Here is a 20400-nt window from a genome sequence, read left to right as displayed (position 1 = left end):
GGCTAGGCTGTCGCCGTGTCAGAGTCCCTGCAGATCTCCGTCGACCGGTCCAGCCCCGTACCCCTGTACTTCCAGGTGGCCGAGCAGATCGAGCGGGCGATCTCCGACGGCCGCCTGTCGCCGGGCCAGAAGATCGACAACGAGGTCGCCTTCGCGACCGAGCTCGGACTGTCGCGGCCCACCATGCGCCAAGCGATCCAGACCCTCGTCGACAAGGGCATGCTCGTGCGCAAGCGCGGCGTGGGCACCCAGGTCGTGCGCAGCGAGATCCGTCGATCGGTCGAGCTGACCAGCCTGTACGACGACCTGGCCCGCGCCGGCGAGCAGCAGCACACCGACGTGCTCGGCCTCGCCCGCGGCCCCGCCGACGAGGACGTCGCCGCTGCCCTGCAGATCGCCGCGGGCGACGAGGTCTGGTGCCTGCGCCGGCTGCGCTGGGTCAAGGAGCAGCCGCTCGCGATCATGACCAACCACCTGCCGGCCGCCATGGTGGACCTGTCGTCGATCGACTTCACCCGGGTGGGCCTGTACGGCGAGCTGCGCCGACTCGGCATCCACCTGCGCGTCGCGCACCAACGGATCGGGGCGCGACCTGCCGACCAGGCCGAGGGCCGGCTGCTCGCCCAGCGCAAGGGGGCGCCCCTACTGACCATGTCGCGCACGGCGTTCAACGACGCTGGCGTGGCGATCGAGCACGGTTCGCACGCCTACCGCCCCGACCTGTACGCGTTCGAGGTCACCCTCGTGGACCGCTGATACGGCGGTGGCGGCCACCCCGAGGGATGACCGCCACCGATCGTGTGGAGCTGGGGAGGATCAGCCCTCCTGGTCGGCCAGCTGCTCGGCGAAGTCGGCCGCGTTGTCGGCGGTCACGAGGGTCACGCCGGTGTCGATGCGCTCCTCGATGGTCTCGCCGTCCAGGACCTTGAGCGCCTCGAGCACGCCCGTCTCGCCCATCGTGAACGCGTTCTGCGCGACGGTGGCGGTGAGCTCGCCGGCCTCGATCGAGGCAACGGCGTCGCCCGTGCCGTCGACGCCGACGATGGTGAACTCGGCGGGGTCGAGGCCTGCGGACTTGACGGCCTCGGTCGCGCCGAGCGCCATGTCGTCGTTCGCGGCGAAGATGATGCGGATGTCCGGGTTGGCCTGCAGGGCGTCAGCAGTCACCGAACGTCCCTCGGCGCGGTCGGAGTTGCCCGACAGGCTTGCCACGACCTCGATGCCGGCGGCCTCGAGGACCTCCTGGGCGCCGGTGACACGGTCGTCGGTCGACGGGTTGCCGGGCACGCCGCTGATCAGCAGCGCCTCGCCGCTGTCGGTCTGGCTGGTGATGAATTCTCCGGCCTGCTGGCCGGCGCTGAGGTTATCGGTGCCGATGAAGGTCAGGGCGCCGTCCCAGCCGTCGATGTTGGTGTCGACCAGCAGCACGGGGATGTCGGCGGCCACGGCCTCCTCGAGGATCGGCTGCAGCTGCTCGGCCTGGGTCGGTGCGACCACGAGGGCATCGACCTGCTGGGTGATGGCGGTGCGAACCTTGTCGATCTGCTCCTGCACCGCAGTCTCCTGCGTGGCGCCGGCCAGGGTGACGTCGGCGCCGGTCTCCTCACCGGCGGCCTCGGCACCACCCTTGACCTGCAGCCAGTAGGGCGAGGTCAGGGTCTTGAGAACCACGGCCACGCGGGCGCCGTCGGCAGAGCCGCCGTCGCCCCCGGAGTCGGAGTCGGAGCCGCAGGCGCTGAGCACCATCGACAGGGCTGCGACGGCTGTGCCGAGGCCCAGCAGTCGGGAGCGAGAGTTGGTCATGGGGGATTCACTTTCCTTCGGGTTGGGCGCCGACGATCATGCCCACGATGTCCTGCATCGTGTCGACCGTCGGCTTGGAGGTGCCGACCACGCGCCCCTGGCGCATGACGACGGCGTGATCGCACACCTTGACCACGTGGTCCATGTTGTGCGAGATCAAGATGACCGAGATGTCGTGCTCCTCGGGGAGGCGACGGACGGCGTCGAGCACGTTCTTCGTCTCGCGCAGCCCGAGGGCCGCGGTGGGCTCGTCGAGGATCAGCACGCGGTTCGCGAACGCGACCGCGCGGGCCACGGCGATGGCCTGGCGCTGTCCGCCGGACATGAGGCCGATCGAGCTGTTCCAGCTGGGCAGGTGCACCTGCAGCTTGTCGAGGCGCTCCTCGGCGTCCTTGCGCATGGCCTTGCGGTCGAGCCAGCCGAACCCGCGCAGGCCGCGGGGCTTGGTCAGCTCGTTGCCGATGTACAGGTTGGTGACGATGTCGAGGTTGTCGAACAGTGCGAGGTCCTGGTAGACGGCCTCGATACCGTGCTCGCGAGCCTCGGTGGGCGTGCGGATGGCCACGGGCTTGCCGTCGATCAGCAGCTGACCGCCGTCGAGCGGGTGCACCCCGGTGATCGACTTGATGAGGGTCGACTTGCCAGCGCCGTTGTCGCCGAGCAGACCGACCACCTCGCGTCGGTGCAGCTTGAGGTCGACACCGTTGAGCGCCGTCACGGCGCCGAAGCGCTTGACCGCTCCCTGGACCTCGAGGACGGGGACGTCGGTCATCTCAGGCCTCCTTCTCGTCGGTGCGGATGGTGCGGAGCTTGGTCTCGAGGTGGCCGCGCAGCACGTCGAGCTCGACGGCCAGGACCACCACGACGCCGAGGGCCACGAGCTGCCAGGCGGTGTCGACGCCCAGCAGGTTGAGGCCGTTGCGGATGACTCCGAGGATCAGAGCGCCCACGAGCGCCCCGATCACCGTGCCACGTCCGCCGAAGAAGCTGGCGCCACCGATGATGACGGCGGCGATCGCGTAGAGCTCGAGGTTCAGGCCGGCCGTGGGGTAGGCCGAGTTGGTCTGACCGGAGACGACGATGGCGGCGACGCCGGCTGACATGCCGCTGAGCACGTAGACCGAGATCAGGACCCGGTCGACGGGGATGCCGACCCGGCGGGCGCCCTCGCGGTTGCTCCCGATGGCGTAGATCCACTGGCCCCAGGTGATGCGGCTCAGCAGCAGATGCACCAGCAGGCCGAGGGCGACCACGAGCAGCACTGCGATCGGCAGGTCGCCGATGCGGGCCGAGCCGAGATTGCGGACGCTGGCGGGCATGCCCGTGATGGGGGTGCCTCCCGAGATGAGCAACGCGACGCCCCGGGCCGCGAGATACATCGCGAGCGTCGGAAGGAACGGGTGGGGGATCTTCCCCTTCACGAACAACGTGCCGCTGATCGCCCCGGCGAGCCCGCCGGTGAGGATCATCGTCGGGATCATCAACCAGCCCGAGACGATGTCGAAGTCGCGGATCCACAGCGCACCGGTGATGCTCGTCAACGCGATCAGCGAGCCGAGCGACAGGTCGATCCCTGCCGTGATGATGACCATCAGCTGGCCCAGCGCCAGGATCGCCACGACAGATGCCTCGAGTCCGACGTTGCCGAGGTTGCGGCTGGTCAGGAACACCGGGCTGGCCGCCGTCATGATGACGACGATGGCGCCGAGCATCAACAGCGGGCCGAGCCGAACGAGGGACAGGGAGAGCTTGACCCTGCGGCTGGCTCCGCTGCGTGGTCCAGCGGGTGGGGAGGCTGAGGGGGGATCTGCAGTCGTGGTCATGTGCGGTACCTGTCTTGTCGTGTTCAGCGAGACGTGGTGCTGGGCTCGGCGATGTGGATGGGGGCACCGCTTCGGCGGCTCTGCTCGCAGGCCTCGGCCAGCTCGAGACTGATGAGACTGTCACGCACCGGCGACGGGTTTGCCCTTCGGCCCGCGATGACATCACAAAACGCAGCCATCTCAGCGGCGTACGCCGCAGCGAAACGGGTGGGAAATCCGCTGAACGGCTCGGGTGCGACGGTGCGGCCCTCAGGGCCCAAGAAGGCCAGAGGGGTGTGGCGGGGATCGGACAGCCCGACGGCAAGGGAGTCGCGCGAACCGAGCACCTCGATGCGGTGGTCGTACCCGATCGGGTTGAGGCGGGTGCCGGACAGCTGTGCGATCGCGCCGCTGTCGAACGTCAGTGTGACGGTGGCCACGTCCACGTCGTCGGCGTCGGCGAACATCTGGTCGATGAGCACCGATCCCTGGGCGCTGACCTCGACGACGCGCTGATCCACCAGCCACGGCACCGCGTCGAGATCGTGGATCAGCAGATCTCGGAAGATGCCGCCCGACGTGGGCACGTAGGAGGGGTCAGGGGGCGTCGCGTCGCATCCGGTGGTCCGGACGACCAGGATGTCGCCCATCTCCCCGCCCTCGATACGTCGCTTGAGCTCGGCCAGCTCCGGATCGAAGCGGCGCTGGAATCCGACGAGGACGGTGCCCGCGTGGGCCTCGACGTGCTCGACCAGTTCGGTCATCGTGGCCAGGTCCGAGGCGATGGGCTTCTCGCAGAGCGCAGGTACGCCCGCTGCGACGGCTGCCCGCACGATCTGTGGATGAGTGGCGGTGGGGGTGGCGATGACGACGCCGTCGCTGGACTCGAAAGTCTCCTCGAGCGAGGAGCACGCCAGGTACCCGTCGCCGAGCCGTTCAGCAGCGGCGTGCGCGGCCCCAGCTGCCTCATCATGCAGCAGGACCGTATCGACCTGATCGGTTCGAGCCAGGTTGCGGGCGTGCATCATCCCGATGCGTCCCGTGCCGATGACGGCGATCTTCATCTGTGTCCTCTCACGACATTTTCTCTGACCTGCATCATGTGACACGGTTCACATCCATGTCAAGACATACCTACAAATAGGACTGCACGCCGAAGCCGCTCCCGGCCCCTCGCGCCGGACGTGACCGGCGGTCTCGTCGCTACGCCCGTGGCGAACAGGGCGTGGTTTACGTGTGTTCGTCGGACTCGCCGTCTAGGGTCGAGAACGTGAACACACCAGACATCCAGGACATGGCCGGCGACGCCGGACCGTCCGACCTCGACGGGCACATCTACCAGCGACTCCTGCGTGAGCGCATCGTGTTTCTCGGGTCGGAGGTTCGCGACTCGAACTCCAACGCGATCTGCGCACAGATGCTGCTGCTGAACGCGGAGAACCCGCAGGCCGACATCTTCTTGTACATCAACAGCCCGGGCGGTTCGGTCGACTCGGGCATGGCGATCTACGACACCATGCAGTTCATCAGCAACGACGTCGCCACCTTCGGCATGGGCCTCGCCGCATCCATGGGCCAGTTCCTGCTCGCGGCCGGCACGGCCGGCAAGCGGTACGCCCTGCCCCATGCGCGGATCATGATGCACCAGCCCTCGGGTGGTATCGGCGGATCGGCCTCGGACATCAAGATCCAGGCAGAGCAGAGCGTCCTGCTCAAGAAGCAGCTCAACGCGCTGCAGTCGCACCACAGTGGCCAGACGGTCGATCAGATCGAGATCGACTCGGACCGCGACCGCTGGTTCACACCCGAGCAGGCCAAGGAGTACGGCCTGATCGACCACGTCGTCGCAAGCGCTGGAGAGGTCAAGTCATGAGTTATTACATGCCGCAGTGGGAAGAGCGCACGTCGTACGGCTTCCGGCGCATCGACCCCTACACCAAGCTGTTCGAGGACCGCATCATCATGCTGGGCACCCCGATCAGCGACGACGTCGCCAACGCGGTCATGGCGCAGCTCATGAGCCTGCAGGCCATGGACCCCGACCGCGACATCAGCATCTACATCAACAGCCCCGGCGGCTCGTTCACGGCGTTGACCGCCATCTACGACACGATCCGTTACCTCAAGCCCGACGTGCAGACGTTGTGCCTGGGTCAGGCGGCCTCGGCCGCTGCGATCCTGCTGGCCGCGGGTACCCCGGGCAAGCGTCTGGCGCTGCCCAACAGCCGCATCCTGATCCACCAGCCGTACACCGAGGGCACCGGCGGTCAGATCTCCGACCTGGAGATCCAGGCCAACGAGATCTTCCGCATGCGTGAGCTGATGGAGAAGATGCTGGCCGAGGCCACAGGCAAGTCCATCGAAGAGGTCAGCAAGGACGTCGATCGCGACAAGATCCTCACCGCCCAGCAGGCGCTGGAGTACGGGATCGTCGACGAGGTCCTCGACACCCTCAAGACCCCCGCAGTCTGACGACACGCCCCCCGAGCGCGGCTCATGCAGGCGCGTGAGCGCGCCCGGGCGGTTAGTGTGAAGTCTTCCGAACCCGCGCAGTACCCGACGGGTGTTGCACCCAAGAAGCTGTACCCAAGAATTCAGTACCGACGAGAGGAACATCCACGTGGCACGCATTGGTGAGACTGCCGATCTGCTGAAGTGTTCCTTCTGCGGCAAGAGTCAAAAACAGGTCAAGAAGCTGATCGCGGGTCCGAGCAGCATCTACATCTGCGATGAGTGCATCGAGCTGTGCAACGAGATCATCGAGGAAGAGCTGGCCGAAGGCGTCGAGCTCAGCCTCGGCGAGCTGCCCAAGCCGCACGAGATCTTCGACTTCCTCAACGGCTACGTCGTCGGCCAGGACAACGCCAAGAAGTCACTGGCGGTCGCGGTCTACAACCACTACAAGCGCGTGCAGGCCCAGAGTGCCGCCGGTCGTGGCAAGGACGACCAGGTCGAGCTGGCCAAGTCCAACATCTTGCTGGTCGGCCCCACCGGTTGCGGCAAGACCTACTTGGCCCAGACCTTGGCGCGCATGCTGAACGTCCCCTTCGCGATCGCGGACGCCACCGCCCTGACCGAGGCCGGTTATGTCGGCGAGGATGTCGAGAACATCCTACTCAAGCTGATCCAGGCCGCGGACTACGACGTCAAGAAGGCCGAGACGGGCATCATCTACATCGACGAGGTCGACAAGATCTCGCGCAAGAGCGAGAACCCTTCCATCACCCGGGACGTGTCGGGCGAGGGCGTGCAGCAGGCGTTGCTGAAGATCCTCGAGGGCACCACCGCCTCGGTGCCCCCGCAGGGCGGACGCAAGCACCCGCACCAGGAGTTCATCCAGATCGACACCACCAACGTGCTGTTCATCGTCGGTGGGGCCTTCGCGGGCCTCGACCAGATCATCGAGCAGCGCAGCGGCAAGGTGAGTCTCGGGTTCGGGGCGGCTCCGGCACCCGCAGATGTCGCTGCTCCCGAGAAGATGTACTCCAAGGTGCTGCCCGAGGACCTGCTCAAGTTCGGCCTCATCCCCGAGTTTATCGGCCGTCTGCCTGTCGTGGCCGCGGTCGACAACCTCGATCAGGAGGCCTTGGTGGCCATCCTGACCGAGCCCCGCAACGCGCTGACCAAGCAGTACGAGCGGTTGTTCGAGATCGACGACGTCCAGCTCGAGTTCGGCCCGGGTGCCGCCGAGGCCATGGCCGATCTCGCCCTGGCACGCGGCACGGGTGCGCGTGGTCTGCGCTCGATCATCGAGGCCGTCCTCGAACCGGTCATGTACGAGGTGCCCAGCCGCGACGACGTGGCCAAAGTCGTCGTCACGGCCGAGACGGTCACCGACCACCAGCTGCCGACCATCCTCACGCACAAGGACGTGGCCAAGAAGGCCTCCTGACCCGTGCGGACAGGATGATCAGGTCACTGGTGAGGGCAAGTGATCAGGTCACCGGTGACGGCAGAGTGATCAGGTCGCGCAGCGGTGCGGCGCTGACCCGGTCCTCGGGGCGCGAGACGAACAGCTCAGCGTGGTAGTACCCGTCGTCCTCTCGGCCCGTCGGGTCGTGGCCGTGGTCGCGCACTGACTCGATCGCCCATGCCTGCTCGTCGTCGCTGACGAAGCGCCGCTGGCGTACCGTCCCCTCCGCGAGCTCGGTCACGAGTCCGTGGGCAGCCAGGGTGTTCTGCACGGCGGCGTAGTCGTACGTGCGCAGGCACAGCGATGCGACGGTCACGGTGGGCGGAGCGTGGCGCAGCAGTCGTTCGAAGGTCTTGCCGGTGACGTACCCGATGCCACCGGTGGTGGTGATGAGGTCGACCCCGGACAGCAGCTCGGCGAGTTGCGGCGAAGGCTCGTCGGTCTCGAGATTCTCCGCCGCTCCGTGGTCGAGGGCACCGACCTCGACGGCGTACTGCACGGCGTGCTCGGCGATGTCGATGCCGATGGTCTCGACCGCGTCGTGGCGGCGGTGATCGCGCAGCAGGCCACGGTCGGCTGCGATGAGCTCGTCGGTGGACAACGATTCGCGCTGCGCTGCGCGGTAGTGAGCGGTCAGGTCGTCCATCGACAGATCGGTGGTCATCAGCGAGGTGACGATCCCGTACGAGCAGCACACGTCGAGCACGGTGGGCCTGTCAGCCTGGGGAGGGCTGGCGACGCGCAACAGCTGGTCGAAGATGTCGGCTCCGTGCTGAGGAATCTGGTAGTCGAACTCCGCCAGGGTCGAGTAGTACGCCCGCGGATCGTCTTGGTCGTAGATCGTGCCGAAGTCAGCCTTGTGCAGATCGGTCGTGAGATGGGAACGGTCCGTGGACGACGTCATGGTCACCTTTCGGGAGGGGGAGTGTCGTGCTCGGTCACGTCCCACGGTAGGCGTGCTCGTCTTCATGGCAAGTTCGGACCCCATCGGGTCGGCGTCTAGGTTGGCTTGCATGACTTCTGTCGACATCGCTCTGCTCGGCGCCACCGGCTTCACCGGCGGCCTGACGGCCGACTACCTGGCCACGCACCTGCCCGACGGCGCCACCTGGGCCATCGCAGGTCGCAACCAGGCCAAGCTGGAGACGGTGGCTGATCGTGTCGAGGCACTCGGCGGTGTGCGGCCCGAGATCATCTCGGCGGACAGCACCAACGCCAGCTCGATGTCGGCGCTGGCTGGAAGCACCCGCGTGCTCGCCACCACGGTGGGGCCCTACCTGCAGCACGGCGAGGCCGCCGTCAAGGCCGCAGCCGAGGCCGGGATCGCCTACATCGACCTGACCGGTGAGCCGGAGTTCGTGGACCGCATGTGGCTGAAGTACCACGATGTCGCGCAGCAGTCCGGCGCCCGCCTCATCCACGCGTGCGGGTTCGACTCCATCCCGTACGACCTCGGCGTGCTCTTCACGGTGCGCCAGCTGCCTGAGGGAGTGCCCCTGTCCGTCAGTGGCTACATCCGTGCTGGCGGCACGGCGTCGGGCGGCACGTATCACTCCGCCATCGGGGCGTTTGCCGGTATCCGCGGTGCCGGCAAGATCGCAGCCGAGCGCAAGCAGCGCGAGACGCGGCCCGAGGGTCGCACGATTCGCGGCGGCGGCACGATCGGTCGCGGTGCCGCCGGCAAGGGATGGGGGCTGCCGCTGCCGACCATCGATCCGCAGATCGTGCTGCGCTCGGCACGCGCACTCGAGCGCTACGGCCCCGAGTTCAGCTATCAGCACTTCGCGCAGTTCACCAGGCTGCCGGTTCTGGCGGCCACCCTGGTCGGCGGCGGCGTGATGCTGGCCGGTGCGCAGCTGGCGCCCACCCGTGCCCTGCTGCTCAAGCTGAAGACCCAGGGCGACGGCCCTGACGAGGCCAGGCGTGAGAAGTCGTGGTTCTCGTTGCGCCTCATCGGCACCGGCGGCGGCCAGTCCGTCATCACGCAGGTCAGCGGCGGCGATCCGGGCTACACCGAGACCGCCAAGATGCTCAGCGAGTCAGCGCTCTGCCTCGCCTTCGATGAGCTGCCCGAGGTCTCAGGGCAGACCACGACTGCGGTGGCCATGGGCGACGCCCTGATCGGCCGGCTGCAGGCCGCAGGCATCACCTTCCGCACCATCTAGCTGGTCAGGCAGTCTGCTCTGCGTCGAGGTCCTGGCCGACCAGATCAGCGATCTGGTCCACGAGGTCGGCGTCGGCGCTCTCCACCGTGATGGAATCGCCCTGCTTGGCGCCCAGCGTCATGATCAGCAGCGCCGAGCCGGCATCGATGGGGGTGCCGCCGGACTTCGACAGCGTCGCGGGTGTGGTGGCGGCCGAGGCCGCCTGCGAGATGAGGGCGGCTGGTCGGGCGTGCAGGCCGACCGCTGATCCGACGGTGATGGTCTTGCTGGTCATGGTGTTCATCCTTCGTTCCAGTGGTGCACATCGGGCAGGGGAGGTAGATCTGCGGGTCGGGGCATGGTCGAACCGGGGAGCGCCGCTGCGGCACTGCCGTAGGCGACGGCGAGGCTGAGCCGCTTGGCCGCATCCAGGCCGTCGAGAGCGCCCAGCAGGTAGCCCGCCAGTGCGGAGTCGCCTGCACCGACGGTGCTCCGCGCCTCGACGCTGGGAGCATCGGCGTGCCATGAGCCCTCACCGGACACCAGAACGGCGCCCGCTGGTCCGAGAGTGACCAGGACGGCGCCGATCCCGGCATCGATCAGCGGCATCGCCGCGGCAACCACGGCATCGACGGTCGTGAGGGTCGACGCGTCGACCCCGACGAGGTCGGCGAGCTCGGTCTCGTTGGGCTTGATCAGGTCGATGCGGTGCGGCTGTCGGCGCACGGCCTCGCGCAACGGTTCGCCCGAGGTGTCCAGGGCGATCGAGAGTCCGTCCCCCGCCACGCGGGCAATGACATCGGCGTACCAGTGAGAAGGGACACCGGGGGGCAGGGAGCCGGACAGGACCGCCCAGCGGGCGCCGGGGGTCTCGCGTGCGACCTCGTTGATGAGCGCGTCCAGGTGTGCGGGGTCGAGCGCCGAACCCGGGGCATTCACCTTGGTGGTCACACCGTCGGGCTCGGCGAGGGTCAGATTGATCCGGGACGCCAGGCCGGTGGGGACGGCTCGATGGGTGAGCCGCAGCTCGCGGAGTCGGACCAGCAGGGGATCGTCATGGTCGCCGGGCAGCACGGCGACAGCCAGCTGTCCCGCCTGCCTCACCACCTGCGCCACGTTGACGCCCTTGCCGCCCGCATCGTCGTGGGTCGAGATCGACCGCAGCACCTCGCCGCGGGCCAGCGGCTCCGACAGGGTGATCGTGCGATCGATGCTGGGATTGGGCGTGAGGGTCACGATCATGCGATGACGACCTTCACGTGGTGCGCCTCGAGGGCCGCGATGTCTTCCGCCGAGATGCCGTCGTCGGTCACCACGATGTCGAGGTCGTCGTACGTCGCGAAGGTGAAGACGTGGCGCTCGGCCAGCTTGGAGGAGTCGAACACAGCGACGACAGTGGTCGCACAGCGCACCAGGGCCCGTTTCGCCGCAGCTTCCTCGCCGTCGGGCGTGCTGAGACCGGACTCGGGTCCTGCGGCGTTCGTCGCGAGGAAGCAGACGTCGACATGCATCTCGTTGACCGCGTCGATCATGCTCTGCCCCACGGCGGCGGCCGTCACGCCGCGCACGCGCCCCCCGAGGATGTGCAGGTTCACCGACGGGATGGCTGTGAGCTTGGCGGCGATCGGGATCGCGTGGGTGATCGCTGTCAGCGGGTGGTCGAGGGGGATCTCGTCGACCAGGTGGCTGATGGTCGTGCCGGCGTCCAGGGCGATGCTACCGCCCTCGGGTGGCAACAGGTCGGCAGCGGCCCTGGCGATGCGCGCCTTCAGGTCGGTGTTGGTCGAGGTGCGTTGGGTCAGACCCGGCTCGAGGATGCGCAGGGCCCGGGTAGACACGGCGCCGCCATGGACCCGCTTGGCCAGGCCGTCGCGCTCGAGAGCGGCCAGATCGCGCCGAATGGTCTCGCTGGACACGTCGAGCTCGCGGGCCAGGTCGACGACCACGAGGCGTCCGTCGACCTGTAGGCGCTCAGCCAGAAGTTGTTGACGTTCAGGTGCGTACACGTGCCCCCCTCGGGCAGACGGTCTGACGACCGAATAAGTGAGATTGTGTGGTTTTCAACCTCTTACCCGTAGTTTTACGTGCCCGATCGGAGTAAAGTCAAGGATATGCGTGAGTTCAGTCACATATTCGGCCATGAACGGGCCTTCCAGGAGGATGAACAGAGATGACGGTCCTGCTCGGCAACGGTGTGGTCCCCGGAATTGGTGCCGGACCGGTGGTGCGGCCGATACCGCGACCCACGGTGCCGGCCGACGAGCAGCCGGTACAGCCTGACGAGGGGGCCGTGCTGTTCACCGCTGCCGCCACTGCCGTGGCCGATCGTCTCGCCTCACGGGCGAATCACGCCAGCGGCGCCGCCTCGGAGGTGCTGATGGCCACGGCAACGCTGGCCCGCGACCGCGGCCTGGTCGCACTGGTGACCAAGCACCTGGGTGACGGCACCGGGCTGTGCGCCTCGACGGTGGCTGCCATCGACGAGCTGAGCGCGATGTTCGCCGCTGCCGGCGGGTTGATGGCTGAACGGGTCACGGATCTGCGGGACGTGCAGGACAGGATCATCGCCGAGCTGATCGGGCAGTCGGAGCCCGGCATCCCGACGGCAGACGTGCCCTCGGTGCTGTGCGCCGACGACCTCGCCCCGGCCGACACCGCCGGGCTCGACCCCGCCACGGTCGTCGCTATCGCCACCTCGTTGGGTGGGCCCACCAGTCACACGTCGATCATCGCCCGGCAGCTCGGCATCCCCTGTGTAGTCGGAACGGTGGGGCTCGGCGACGTTGCGGTGGGCACGTATGTGCTCGTCGACGGCGCACTCGGCGAGGTCGTCCTGGATCCCGCAGCAGATCTCGTCGCGACCCGCCTCGAGGCGGCAACCGCCGCCGGCGAGGCCGCTGCTGCCTGGCGCTCGCCCGGTCGCACCCGTGACGGCCACGGAGTCGACGTCCTGGCCAACGTCCAGGACGGCGCCGGTGCGCGCCGCGCCGCCGGCACCCAGGTGCAGGGAGTGGGCCTGTTCCGCACCGAGCTGTGCTTCCTCGACCGGGACGTCGAGCCCACCGTGTCGGAGCAGGCGAGCATCTACGGGGAGGTGTTCGAGGCGATGTGGGGCCGCAAGGTGGTCATCCGCACGCTCGACGCCGGCTCGGACAAGCCGGTCAGCTTCGCCACCATCACGAACGAGCCGAACCCCGCGTTGGGTGTTCGGGGCATGCGGCTCGGCTGGCGCGACGAGGGTCTGATGGACCGGCAGCTCGACGCCATCGCCCAGGCTGCCGGTACAGCAGCCGGACCGGTCTGGGTCATGGCGCCCATGGTCGCCACCGAGGACGAGGCCGCATGGTTCGGGGCCAAGGTCCGCGACCGTGGCCTGGTGCCGGGGGTGATGATCGAGATCCCGAGCGCTGCGCTGCTGGCCGATCGCATCCTGCGCCACGTCGACTTCGTCTCGATCGGCACCAACGACCTGAGCCAGTACGCCTTCGCCGCCGACCGGATGGCCCCGTCGTTGGCGCGGCTCACCGATCCCTGGCAGCCGGCGTTGCTCGCCCTGATCCGGACGGTTGCCGACGCCGGCATCGCCGCGGGCAAGCCCGTGGGTGTCTGCGGGGAGGCGGCGGCGGACCCGCAGCTGGCGTGCGTCCTCGTGGGACTGGGCGTCACCTCGTTGTCGGCGGCAGCCACGGCGGCGCCGCTGGTCGGCGCCACGATCGGCGCGGCGACGCTCCAGCAGTGCCGCGAGGCCGCGGCCGGGGCGCTGTCCGCCTCGGGGCCGGCGGAGGGTCGAGAGGCTGCCCGCGCCGCCCTGTCCTGATCTCGGCGCCACTGGCTGCACAGCACGAAGGGCGCCTCCTTTGCGGTAGGCGCCCTTCGTGGTTCGTGGTTCGTGGTTCGTGGTTCGTGGTCCGTGGTGTCGACGTGTCTGTCAGGAGGCGTGTGGCTCGATGGTCACCTTGATGCCTGCGCCGCTCTTGACGATGTCGATGGCCTTCAGCACATCACTCAACGGCAACCGATGGGTGATGAGGTCGCCGACCGGCACTGCACCGGAGGCGATGCGCTGGAGCGCGTCCTTGTTGTTTGCAGGGCTCGAGCCGTTGGCGCCCACGATGCTGAGCTCGCGGTAGTGCACCAGGTTGGAGTCCAGGCTGATGGTGGGCCTGTCCTTGGGCAGTCCGCCGAAGAAGCTGATGCGGCCCTGCCGGGCGGCGTACTGCACCGCCTGTTCCTGGGCGATGCCGGCAGCGGTCGCTGTGATGGCGACGTCGGCTCCGCGTCCGCCGGTCAGCTTCATGACGGCCTCGACGACGTCGACCTCGCCGGCGCAGATCGTCTCGTCGGGCTTAACCAGATCGGCTGCCTGGTCCAGTCGGCCGCGGTTGAGCTCGATCAGCGTGATGCGCCTGGCGCCGTTGGCCCGCGCTAGGCGAACGTGCAGGCATCCGATGGGGCCTGATCCGACCACGACGACGTCATCGCCCTCGCCGACGCGGGCGAGATTCTGCGCATTGATAGCACATGCGAACGGCTCGGCCACCGACGCCTCGGCGTAGGAGAGGCCCTCGGGGATCTGGTTCAGGCCGTCGACCTTGAGCACCTCCCGCGGCACGATCATGTTCTCGGCGAAGCCACCGTCGAACTGGTAGCCCATCGACACTTGATTCGGGCACACCGACATCCGGCCGCGGGTGCACTCGTCGCAGTCCCCACAGGGAACGGCGGCGATGACCTGCACCCGGTCGCCCGGTGCCCACGAAGACCCGTAAGTCGCGTTGACCGCGGACCCGACCTCGACGACCTCGCCGGCGATCTCGTGACCGATCACGCGCGGGAGGGGGTGCAGATTCTGATGGCCCGCGCCGAAGATCTTGACGTCGGTGCCGCACGTGGAGCAGGCGTGCACCTTGATCTTGACCTCGTCGGGACCGGGCGTTGGTTCGTCGGCGTCCTCGTAGCGCAGGTCGCCGGGGGCGTAGAAGCGTGCCACCTTCATCAGTCGGATTCTCCTTCGTCGGGTTGGAGCAGCGCGAGCACCGTGTCGGCGTCGGCTACTTCTCGTAGTTGCCGGGCGCTCTCGGGGTCGACCAGGATGCTGGCCAGCTTCGACAGGATGCCGACGTGGTTGTCGCCCGCAGCCGCGATGCCGATCGCGATACGCACGTCGTTGCCGTTCCAGTCGACGCCCTCGGGGAAGCGCACGAACGAGAGCGCGTCCCGCTGGACGGAGCCCTTGCTCTCGACGGTCCCGTGGGGGATGGCGAAGCCCTCGCCCATGTAGGTGGACACCGACTGCTCGCGGGCGAGCATGGCCTCGACGTAGGACGCCTCGACAGCACCGACGTCGACCAGGACCTGGCCGGTCAGGCGGATCGCTTGTTCGGCCGTCGAGGCCGTTGCGTCAATCACGACGGCCTCGCGGCTCAGCAGATCAGCCACTGATTTGTCCCGAACCCATCAGGATCTTCTTGACCAGCGCGGTGACGGCCGGATCACCCAGAAAGATCTGGAACGGCACGATCGGCGTGCCCGGGGCGGTGGCCCTGGCCCGATCGGCCAGGCCCTGGTGGCAGATCACCACGTCCGCGTCGTCCGGGATCGAGACCACGGGGGTGTGCTCGACCGTGACTCCGGACTTCTTGAGCTGTCCCTTCAGGGTGCTGGCGAGCATCACGCTGCTGCCCATGCCGGCGTCGCAGGCCACGACGAGCTTCCTGATCGCGGAGGCGTCGATGGTGTTCATGCGGTGCCTGCTTCCTGCATGTCTTCCTCGATGGCTTCTTCATCACCCTCGGCGTTGCGACCGAATCCCATGAGCGCGGAAGCGACGGAGAAGGAGACCAGGGTGGAGATCACGACGCCGGCGATCATGCCGGCGTAGTTGCCGAAGCCCTTGGGCGTCTGGATGATGTAGGCGAAGATGCTGCCCGGAGATGGAGACGCCACGAGTCCTGCACCGGTGAGCTGGAAGGTCGCGACGCCCGCGGCGCCACCGGCGATGACGGCCAGGATCAGCTTCGGCTTCATCAGAATGTACGGGAAGTAGATCTCGTGGATGCCACCGAGGAACTGGATGATGATCGCAGCCGGGGCGCTCTGGCGCAGCAGGCGCGGTCCGAAGAACATGTAGGCCAGCAGGATGCCCAGGCCGGGTCCGGGGTTGGACTCGAGCATGAACAGGATCGACTGACCGGTCTCCTTCGCGTCGATCGCGCCGAGCGGGGTCAAGATGCCCTGGTTGATCGCGTTGTTGAGGAACAGGATCTTGGCCGGCTCGATGACCACCGAGGCCAGCGGCAGAAGGTTGCGCTCGACCAGAGCGTCGACGCCCTCGCCCAGGCGATCGGTCATCCACTGCACGACGGGGCCGGCGCCCTTCAGGCCGACGATCGCGAGCGCGCCGCCGATGATGCCGGAGGAGAAGTTGTCCACCAGCATCTCGAAGCCGGGCTTGATCTTGCCCTCGATCCGCTCGTCCCACTTCTTGATCAGGTAGCCGCCGAGCGGGCCCATGATCATGGCGCCGAGGAACATCGGCACCTCGGTGCCGACGATGACGCCCATCGTGGCCACGGCCCCGACGACGCCGCCGCGGTGACCGTGCAGCATCTTGCCGCCGGTGAAACCGATCAGCAGCGGGAGGAGGAAGAGGATCATGGGATCGACGAGTGCGGCGAGGCCTTCGTTCGGCAACCACCCGGTGGGGATGAACAGTGCCGTGATCAAGCCCCAGGCGATGAAGGCACCGATGTTCGGCATGACCATGCCGGCGAGATGGGCACCGAACCTCTGGATGTTGGCGCGAACGCCGGTGCCCGCTGCCATGGGCGTGTAGTTGGACATGTGCTCTCCTCGGGATGCCGCGGGACTACCGCGTAGTGATCTGCGTCACGAGAACATCAAATGCCCGATTGTGTGGTTTTGTCAAGAACATTGTGAGTTCTTGTGAGATTTAGTCGGAGTTCGGCAAGTCCAACGTGGCCTCGACGAGGATTTCAGGGCCACCCGTGGTGGTTTCGACCGGGCCAGTGACTCGTCCGGCGGCGCGGACGTCATCGAGGGCGAGGGCCAGCAGGTCCAGCGACTCCTGTGCCGCGGTGACCTGCACCCGGGTGGCCTGGGTCTTCTGGCCGACCTTGGCGGTCGACTTGGCGCCGCGGATGCCGGCCAGCACCGTGGCGGCGGTGGGAAGCAGGGCCGGATCGGCCGGGGTCGTCGCGATGTCGTCGAGGGTGGGCCACGCCGACCGGTGGATCGAGCCGCTCTGCCACCACGACCAGACCTCCTCGGTCACGTACGGCAGGAACGGCGCCAGCAGGCGCAGCTGCACCGACAGGGCGATCGCGAAGGCGCTGCGGGCCGAGGAGCCACCCTCGTCGTCGCGGCGGGCTCGCTCCTTGACCAGCTCGAGGTAGTCATCGCAGAAGTCCCAGAAGTTCTTCTCGGTGACCTCCAGGGCCGACGCGTAGTCGAAGGACTCGAAGTGTCGCGTCGCCTCGGCGACCACTCTGCGAAGCCGTTGCAGCATCGACTGGTCGAGAGCCATCGTGACGCGTGCCGGGTCGAGGTCGTCGACGCCTGCGCCGAGCCCGTACTGGTCCTCGGCGGCCAGCACGAACTTGCTGGCGTTCAGCACCTTCATCGCCAGACGACGGCCGACCTTCATCTGGGCCTCGTCGAACGGAGAGTCCGTGCCCGGGCGGGCTCCGGCAGCACGCCAGCGCACCGCGTCGGCGCCGTAGCTGGCGAGGATCTCGTCGGGCACGACCACATTGCCCTTGGACTTGCTCATCTTCTTGCGGTCCGGGTCCACGACGAAGCCCGAGATCGAGGTGTGCTTCCACGGCGCCACGCCGTGCTCGAGATCGGCGCGCACGACGGTCGAGAACAGCCAGGTGCGGATGATGTCGTGGGCCTGGGGGCGCAGGTCCATCGGGAAGGTGCGCTCGAACAGGTCGGCGTCGCGCTCCCAACCGCAGGCGATCTGCGGGGTCAGCGACGACGTGGCCCAGGTGTCGAGCACGTCGGGGTCGGCCATGAAGCCGTTCGCCTGACCGCGCTGATCCTCGGTGAAACCGGCGGGTGCCTCGGCGGCCGGGTCGATGGGCAGGTCTGCCTCGGCGGGCAGGATCGGGTCGTCGTAGACGGGTTCGCCGGCCGCGTCGAGGCGGTACCAGATCGGGAAGGCGACGCCGAAGAACCGTTGGCGCGAGACCAACCAGTCGCCGTTGAGGCCGTCGATCCAGTTGGTCAGGCGCGACTGCATGTAGGCGGGCACCCACTCGATCTCGCCCCCGCGAGCGATCAGCTGGGTGCGGAGGTCGGCGTTGCGGCCGCCGTTGGTCAGGTACCACTGGCGCGTCGAGACGATCTCGAGCGGCTTGTCGCCCTTCTCGAAGAAGTTCGCCATGCGCTGGGTGGGCTTCGGCTCGCCGTCGAGGTCACCGGACTCGGACAGTGCAGCCACGGTCAGCTCGCGCGCCGTGAAGATGGTCTTGCCGACGAGGTCGGAGTACAGGGCGACACCCGCATCGGTGGTGATCCAGGCCGGGACGTCGGGCAGGATTCGGCCGTCGCGACCGATCACGGTGCGGTTCGGCAGCGCGAACTCGCGCCACCACTGCACGTCGGTCAGGTCGCCGAAGGTGCAGCAGTGCACGATGCCCGATCCCTTCTCGGGATCGGCCAGCGTGTGCGCGATGACGGGAATCTCGACGCCGAAGATCGGCGAGGTGACGGTGGTGCCGAACAGGTGGCTGTAACGCTCGTCGTCGGGGTGCGCGATCAGCGCGACGGCCGCCGCGGTGAGCTCGGGCCGCGTGGTCTCGACGTGCACCTTCGAGCCGTCAGGCAGGTGGTAGGCCACCCGGTGGTAGGCGCCGGGGTACTCGCGGGCCTCGAGCTCGGCCTGCGCGACGGCGGTCTGGAAGGTGACGTCCCACAGGGTCGGGGCGTCCTGCTGGTACGCCTCGCCGCGAGCGAGGTTGCGCAAGAACGCCCGCTGGCTGGTGGCCCGGGCGTCGTCGCCGATCGTCGTGTAGGTCTGCGTCCAGTCCACGCTGAGGCCGAGCGTGCGCCACAGCTCCTCGAAGACCTGCTCGTCGGTCTCGACCAGCTGGTTGCACAGCTCGATGAAGTTGCGCCGGCTGATCGGCACCTGCTTCTTCGCGTCGGGCTCGGCTGGCGGCGTGTAGTCGGCCTCGTACGGCAGCGACGGATCGCACCGGACGCCGTAGTAGTTCTGCACCCGGCGCTCGGTCGGCAGGCCGTTGTCGTCCCAGCCCATCGGGTAGAACACCTCCTTGCCGCTCATCCGCTGGTAGCGGGCGATCAGGTCGGTGTGGGTGTAGCTGAACACGTGCCCCACGTGCAGCGATCCCGAGACCGTGGGGGGAGGGGTGTCGATCGAGAAGACCTCGTCACGGGTCTTGGAGCGGTCAAAGGCGTAGGTGCCCTGCTCGGCCCAGCGGGCGGACCAGGTGGCTTCGAGGCCTTCGAGGACGGGCTTTTCGGGGACGCGGTTCACGAGGAGTGAGTCTACGGGCGCTCCAGCCAGTGCATCGACCTGCCGTGCCCGTGCGTCCAGGCAGCGGCCCGACCATCGATTCCGAGGACGAACGTCTCCTGTGCGGGACGAGGACCGGTCGAGGTGACCGAGGGCAACACGTCCATCGACTCGTTGCTGATCCAGTGGCATGCGTCGTCGGCAACCAGGTCCCTGATGAGGTGGTCGAACGAGGTGCGTTCGGCGCCGTCGAGGTAGGCGATGACGGCACTGTGGAACACCACGACCGGACCGTGGCGGCCTGCTTCGGCGATCAGGTCCGGCAGCCCGCGCAGCAGGTCACCGGTGGTAAGCCGAGGTGGATCGTGGCGTGCGATCTCGATCGCTGTGCGCAGACGCGATCGACGATCGTCGTGCTCGGGCCAGATCAAGTTCTCGAGCCATCGCATTGCTTCGTCGTCAGTCACGTCGAGCGGATTGAGGTCGAGTCCAGCGCGTCGCGCGATGCGCACGGGCTGCGTCGGAAGGGGAGCCGGCCCGCGCACCTGACAGGAGATCTCGGGACCCCGGCCGAGGACCACGTCGCCCTGATCGGTCGACCATCGATAGCGGTAGCGATCTGGGTACAGGCACAGGCCTGCACTGGCGCCGATCTCGATCAGGGACAGGGCCGGCGAGGATGCATCGGGCTGCAGCAGGCCCATCGCGGGAACCAGGGTAGCGAGACGACCGACCTCGTTGGTCTGTGTCGAGCGATCGAAGATGGTGTGGCGGATCGCGTCGCCAACGTCTCCGAGGACGGCCGCACGGAAGCCGTCGTAGGGTCCGGGCGCCTCGACACCGTGCCAGCGTGCCGCCGCGAACACGAGATTGGGCTGCTGCTTGATCCGCGGCAGCGTGGCCAACCAGTCGAGGACCTCCAGATCCCGCGCGACTGCTGCTGACCAGGCCGAGAAGCAGGGCGAGTCCGTGGCCTGGAGCGCGAAGGCGCGGTACTGGTGCGTCAGATTGCTCCACAGATCCACGAAGTCAGCATGTCATCGTCTCGCCCCATCCCCGGGCGAGCGAGGTGGAAGTTTCCCAGGAGAACCCCGAAAGTTGACGCCTCTCCCTTGTCGCAACCAGGGTGACGTGCCAGCTTTCGGGGTTCTCCTGGGAATCATGTGACCAGCGGGGCCTCAGGCATGGCGGGGTTCCTTGCGGCGATCGATGCGACGCAGACGCGACCGATGG

Annotated in this window: 20 protein-coding genes; 6 read left to right on the top strand and 14 right to left on the bottom strand. The window is 67.8% G+C overall.

What is annotated here, in order from left to right; genetic code table 11:
* Window positions 1-15: 15 nt before the first annotated feature.
* Complete coding sequence (locus tag ACHAA3_RS04155) at window positions 16-756, top strand: GntR family transcriptional regulator (protein WP_435707684.1); 741 nt, start codon at window positions 16-18, stop codon at window positions 754-756.
* Window positions 757-816: 60 nt separating this feature from the next.
* On the opposite strand, the gene ACHAA3_RS04150 is transcribed toward ACHAA3_RS04155, so the two are convergent.
* From ACHAA3_RS04150 to ACHAA3_RS04135, 4 genes are read right to left on the bottom strand one after another with little or no spacing between them, the layout of a single operon-like run.
* Entirely contained in the window at window positions 817-1803 is a 987-nt protein-coding gene (locus tag ACHAA3_RS04150) for a sugar ABC transporter substrate-binding protein (protein ID WP_435707683.1), read from the bottom strand.
* A 7-nt stretch (window positions 1804-1810) separates the two neighbouring features.
* Entirely contained in the window at window positions 1811-2575 is a 765-nt protein-coding gene (locus ACHAA3_RS04145) for an ATP-binding cassette domain-containing protein (RefSeq protein ID WP_435707682.1), read from the bottom strand.
* 1 nt (window position 2576) lies between these two features.
* Window positions 2577-3626 (bottom strand): ABC transporter permease, encoded by a 1050-nt coding sequence (locus ACHAA3_RS04140; protein ID WP_435707681.1) that lies wholly within the window; start codon window positions 3624-3626, stop codon window positions 2577-2579.
* A 23-nt stretch (window positions 3627-3649) separates the two neighbouring features.
* On the bottom strand, window positions 3650-4669 hold the full coding sequence (locus ACHAA3_RS04135) for a Gfo/Idh/MocA family protein (RefSeq protein WP_435707680.1): 1020 nt from the start codon (window positions 4667-4669) through the stop codon (window positions 3650-3652).
* Between the two features lie 230 nt (window positions 4670-4899).
* Between ACHAA3_RS04135 and ACHAA3_RS04130 the strand changes: the two genes are divergently transcribed.
* The 3 genes from ACHAA3_RS04130 (at window position 4900) to clpX (ending at window position 7497) form a co-directional block, all read left to right on the top strand.
* Window positions 4900-5478, top strand: a complete 579-nt coding sequence (locus ACHAA3_RS04130) for an ATP-dependent Clp protease proteolytic subunit (RefSeq protein ID WP_435708210.1) — start codon at window positions 4900-4902, stop codon at window positions 5476-5478.
* Entirely contained in the window at window positions 5475-6077 is a 603-nt protein-coding gene (locus tag ACHAA3_RS04125) for an ATP-dependent Clp protease proteolytic subunit (protein ID WP_435707679.1), read from the top strand. Before ACHAA3_RS04130 ends, ACHAA3_RS04125 begins: the two co-directional genes overlap by 4 nt.
* 148 nt (window positions 6078-6225) lie before the next feature.
* Window positions 6226-7497 (top strand): ATP-dependent Clp protease ATP-binding subunit ClpX, encoded by a 1272-nt coding sequence (clpX, locus tag ACHAA3_RS04120; RefSeq protein ID WP_435707678.1) that lies wholly within the window; start codon window positions 6226-6228, stop codon window positions 7495-7497.
* 43 nt (window positions 7498-7540) lie between these two features.
* Here clpX and ACHAA3_RS04115 read toward each other — a convergent pair whose 3' ends face one another.
* Window positions 7541-8422, bottom strand: a complete 882-nt coding sequence (locus ACHAA3_RS04115) for a hypothetical protein (protein WP_435707677.1) — start codon at window positions 8420-8422, stop codon at window positions 7541-7543.
* Between the two features lie 109 nt (window positions 8423-8531).
* Between ACHAA3_RS04115 and ACHAA3_RS04110 the strand changes: the two genes are divergently transcribed.
* On the top strand, window positions 8532-9683 hold the full coding sequence (locus ACHAA3_RS04110; protein WP_435707676.1) for a saccharopine dehydrogenase family protein: 1152 nt from the start codon (window positions 8532-8534) through the stop codon (window positions 9681-9683).
* Window positions 9684-9687: 4 nt separating this feature from the next.
* On the opposite strand, the gene ACHAA3_RS04105 is transcribed toward ACHAA3_RS04110, so the two are convergent.
* From ACHAA3_RS04105 to ACHAA3_RS04095, 3 genes are read right to left on the bottom strand one after another with little or no spacing between them, the layout of a single operon-like run.
* Entirely contained in the window at window positions 9688-9957 is a 270-nt protein-coding gene (locus ACHAA3_RS04105) for an HPr family phosphocarrier protein (protein WP_435707675.1), read from the bottom strand.
* Window positions 9958-9962: 5 nt separating this feature from the next.
* Window positions 9963-10904, bottom strand: coding sequence for a 1-phosphofructokinase family hexose kinase (locus ACHAA3_RS04100; protein WP_435707674.1), 942 nt, complete (start codon window positions 10902-10904; stop codon window positions 9963-9965).
* Window positions 10901-11668: a DeoR/GlpR family DNA-binding transcription regulator gene (locus ACHAA3_RS04095; protein WP_435707673.1), complete on the bottom strand. Its 768-nt coding sequence runs from the start codon at window positions 11666-11668 to the stop codon at window positions 10901-10903. Before ACHAA3_RS04095 ends, ACHAA3_RS04100 begins: the two co-directional genes overlap by 4 nt.
* Window positions 11669-11832: 164 nt before the next feature.
* Here ACHAA3_RS04095 and ACHAA3_RS04090 point away from each other — a divergent pair, with 164 nt between their 5' ends.
* Window positions 11833-13479: a phosphoenolpyruvate--protein phosphotransferase gene (locus ACHAA3_RS04090; protein ID WP_435707672.1), complete on the top strand. Its 1647-nt coding sequence runs from the start codon at window positions 11833-11835 to the stop codon at window positions 13477-13479.
* 111 nt (window positions 13480-13590) lie between these two features.
* On the opposite strand, the gene ACHAA3_RS04085 is transcribed toward ACHAA3_RS04090, so the two are convergent.
* The 6 genes from ACHAA3_RS04085 to ACHAA3_RS04060 all read right to left on the bottom strand — a co-directional run bounded on the left by ACHAA3_RS04085 (window position 13591) and on the right by ACHAA3_RS04060 (window position 20192).
* Window positions 13591-14658, bottom strand: a complete 1068-nt coding sequence (locus tag ACHAA3_RS04085) for a zinc-dependent dehydrogenase (RefSeq protein WP_435707671.1) — start codon at window positions 14656-14658, stop codon at window positions 13591-13593.
* Window positions 14658-15101, bottom strand: a complete 444-nt coding sequence (locus ACHAA3_RS04080; protein WP_435707670.1) for a PTS sugar transporter subunit IIA — start codon at window positions 15099-15101, stop codon at window positions 14658-14660. The genes ACHAA3_RS04085 and ACHAA3_RS04080 overlap by 1 nt, the downstream gene beginning before the upstream one ends.
* Window positions 15094-15405, bottom strand: a complete 312-nt coding sequence (locus ACHAA3_RS04075) for a hypothetical protein (RefSeq protein ID WP_435707669.1) — start codon at window positions 15403-15405, stop codon at window positions 15094-15096. The genes ACHAA3_RS04080 and ACHAA3_RS04075 overlap by 8 nt, the downstream gene beginning before the upstream one ends.
* Window positions 15402-16505 (bottom strand): mannitol-specific PTS transporter subunit IIC, encoded by a 1104-nt coding sequence (gene mtlA, locus ACHAA3_RS04070; RefSeq protein ID WP_435707668.1) that lies wholly within the window; start codon window positions 16503-16505, stop codon window positions 15402-15404. Before mtlA ends, ACHAA3_RS04075 begins: the two co-directional genes overlap by 4 nt.
* A 109-nt stretch (window positions 16506-16614) precedes the next feature.
* Entirely contained in the window at window positions 16615-19188 is a 2574-nt protein-coding gene (gene valS / locus ACHAA3_RS04065) for a valine--tRNA ligase (protein WP_435707667.1), read from the bottom strand.
* Window positions 19189-19199: 11 nt separating this feature from the next.
* Window positions 19200-20192 (bottom strand): DUF2332 domain-containing protein, encoded by a 993-nt coding sequence (locus tag ACHAA3_RS04060; RefSeq protein ID WP_435707666.1) that lies wholly within the window; start codon window positions 20190-20192, stop codon window positions 19200-19202.
* Window positions 20193-20400 lie beyond the last annotated feature (208 nt).

The organism is Aeromicrobium sp. CF3.5 (assembly GCF_051262695.1).
Lineage (GTDB): Bacteria > Actinomycetota > Actinomycetes > Propionibacteriales > Nocardioidaceae > Aeromicrobium.
Note: the sequence above shows the minus strand (reverse complement) of the source record. Positions and strands in the feature narration are given on the sequence as shown.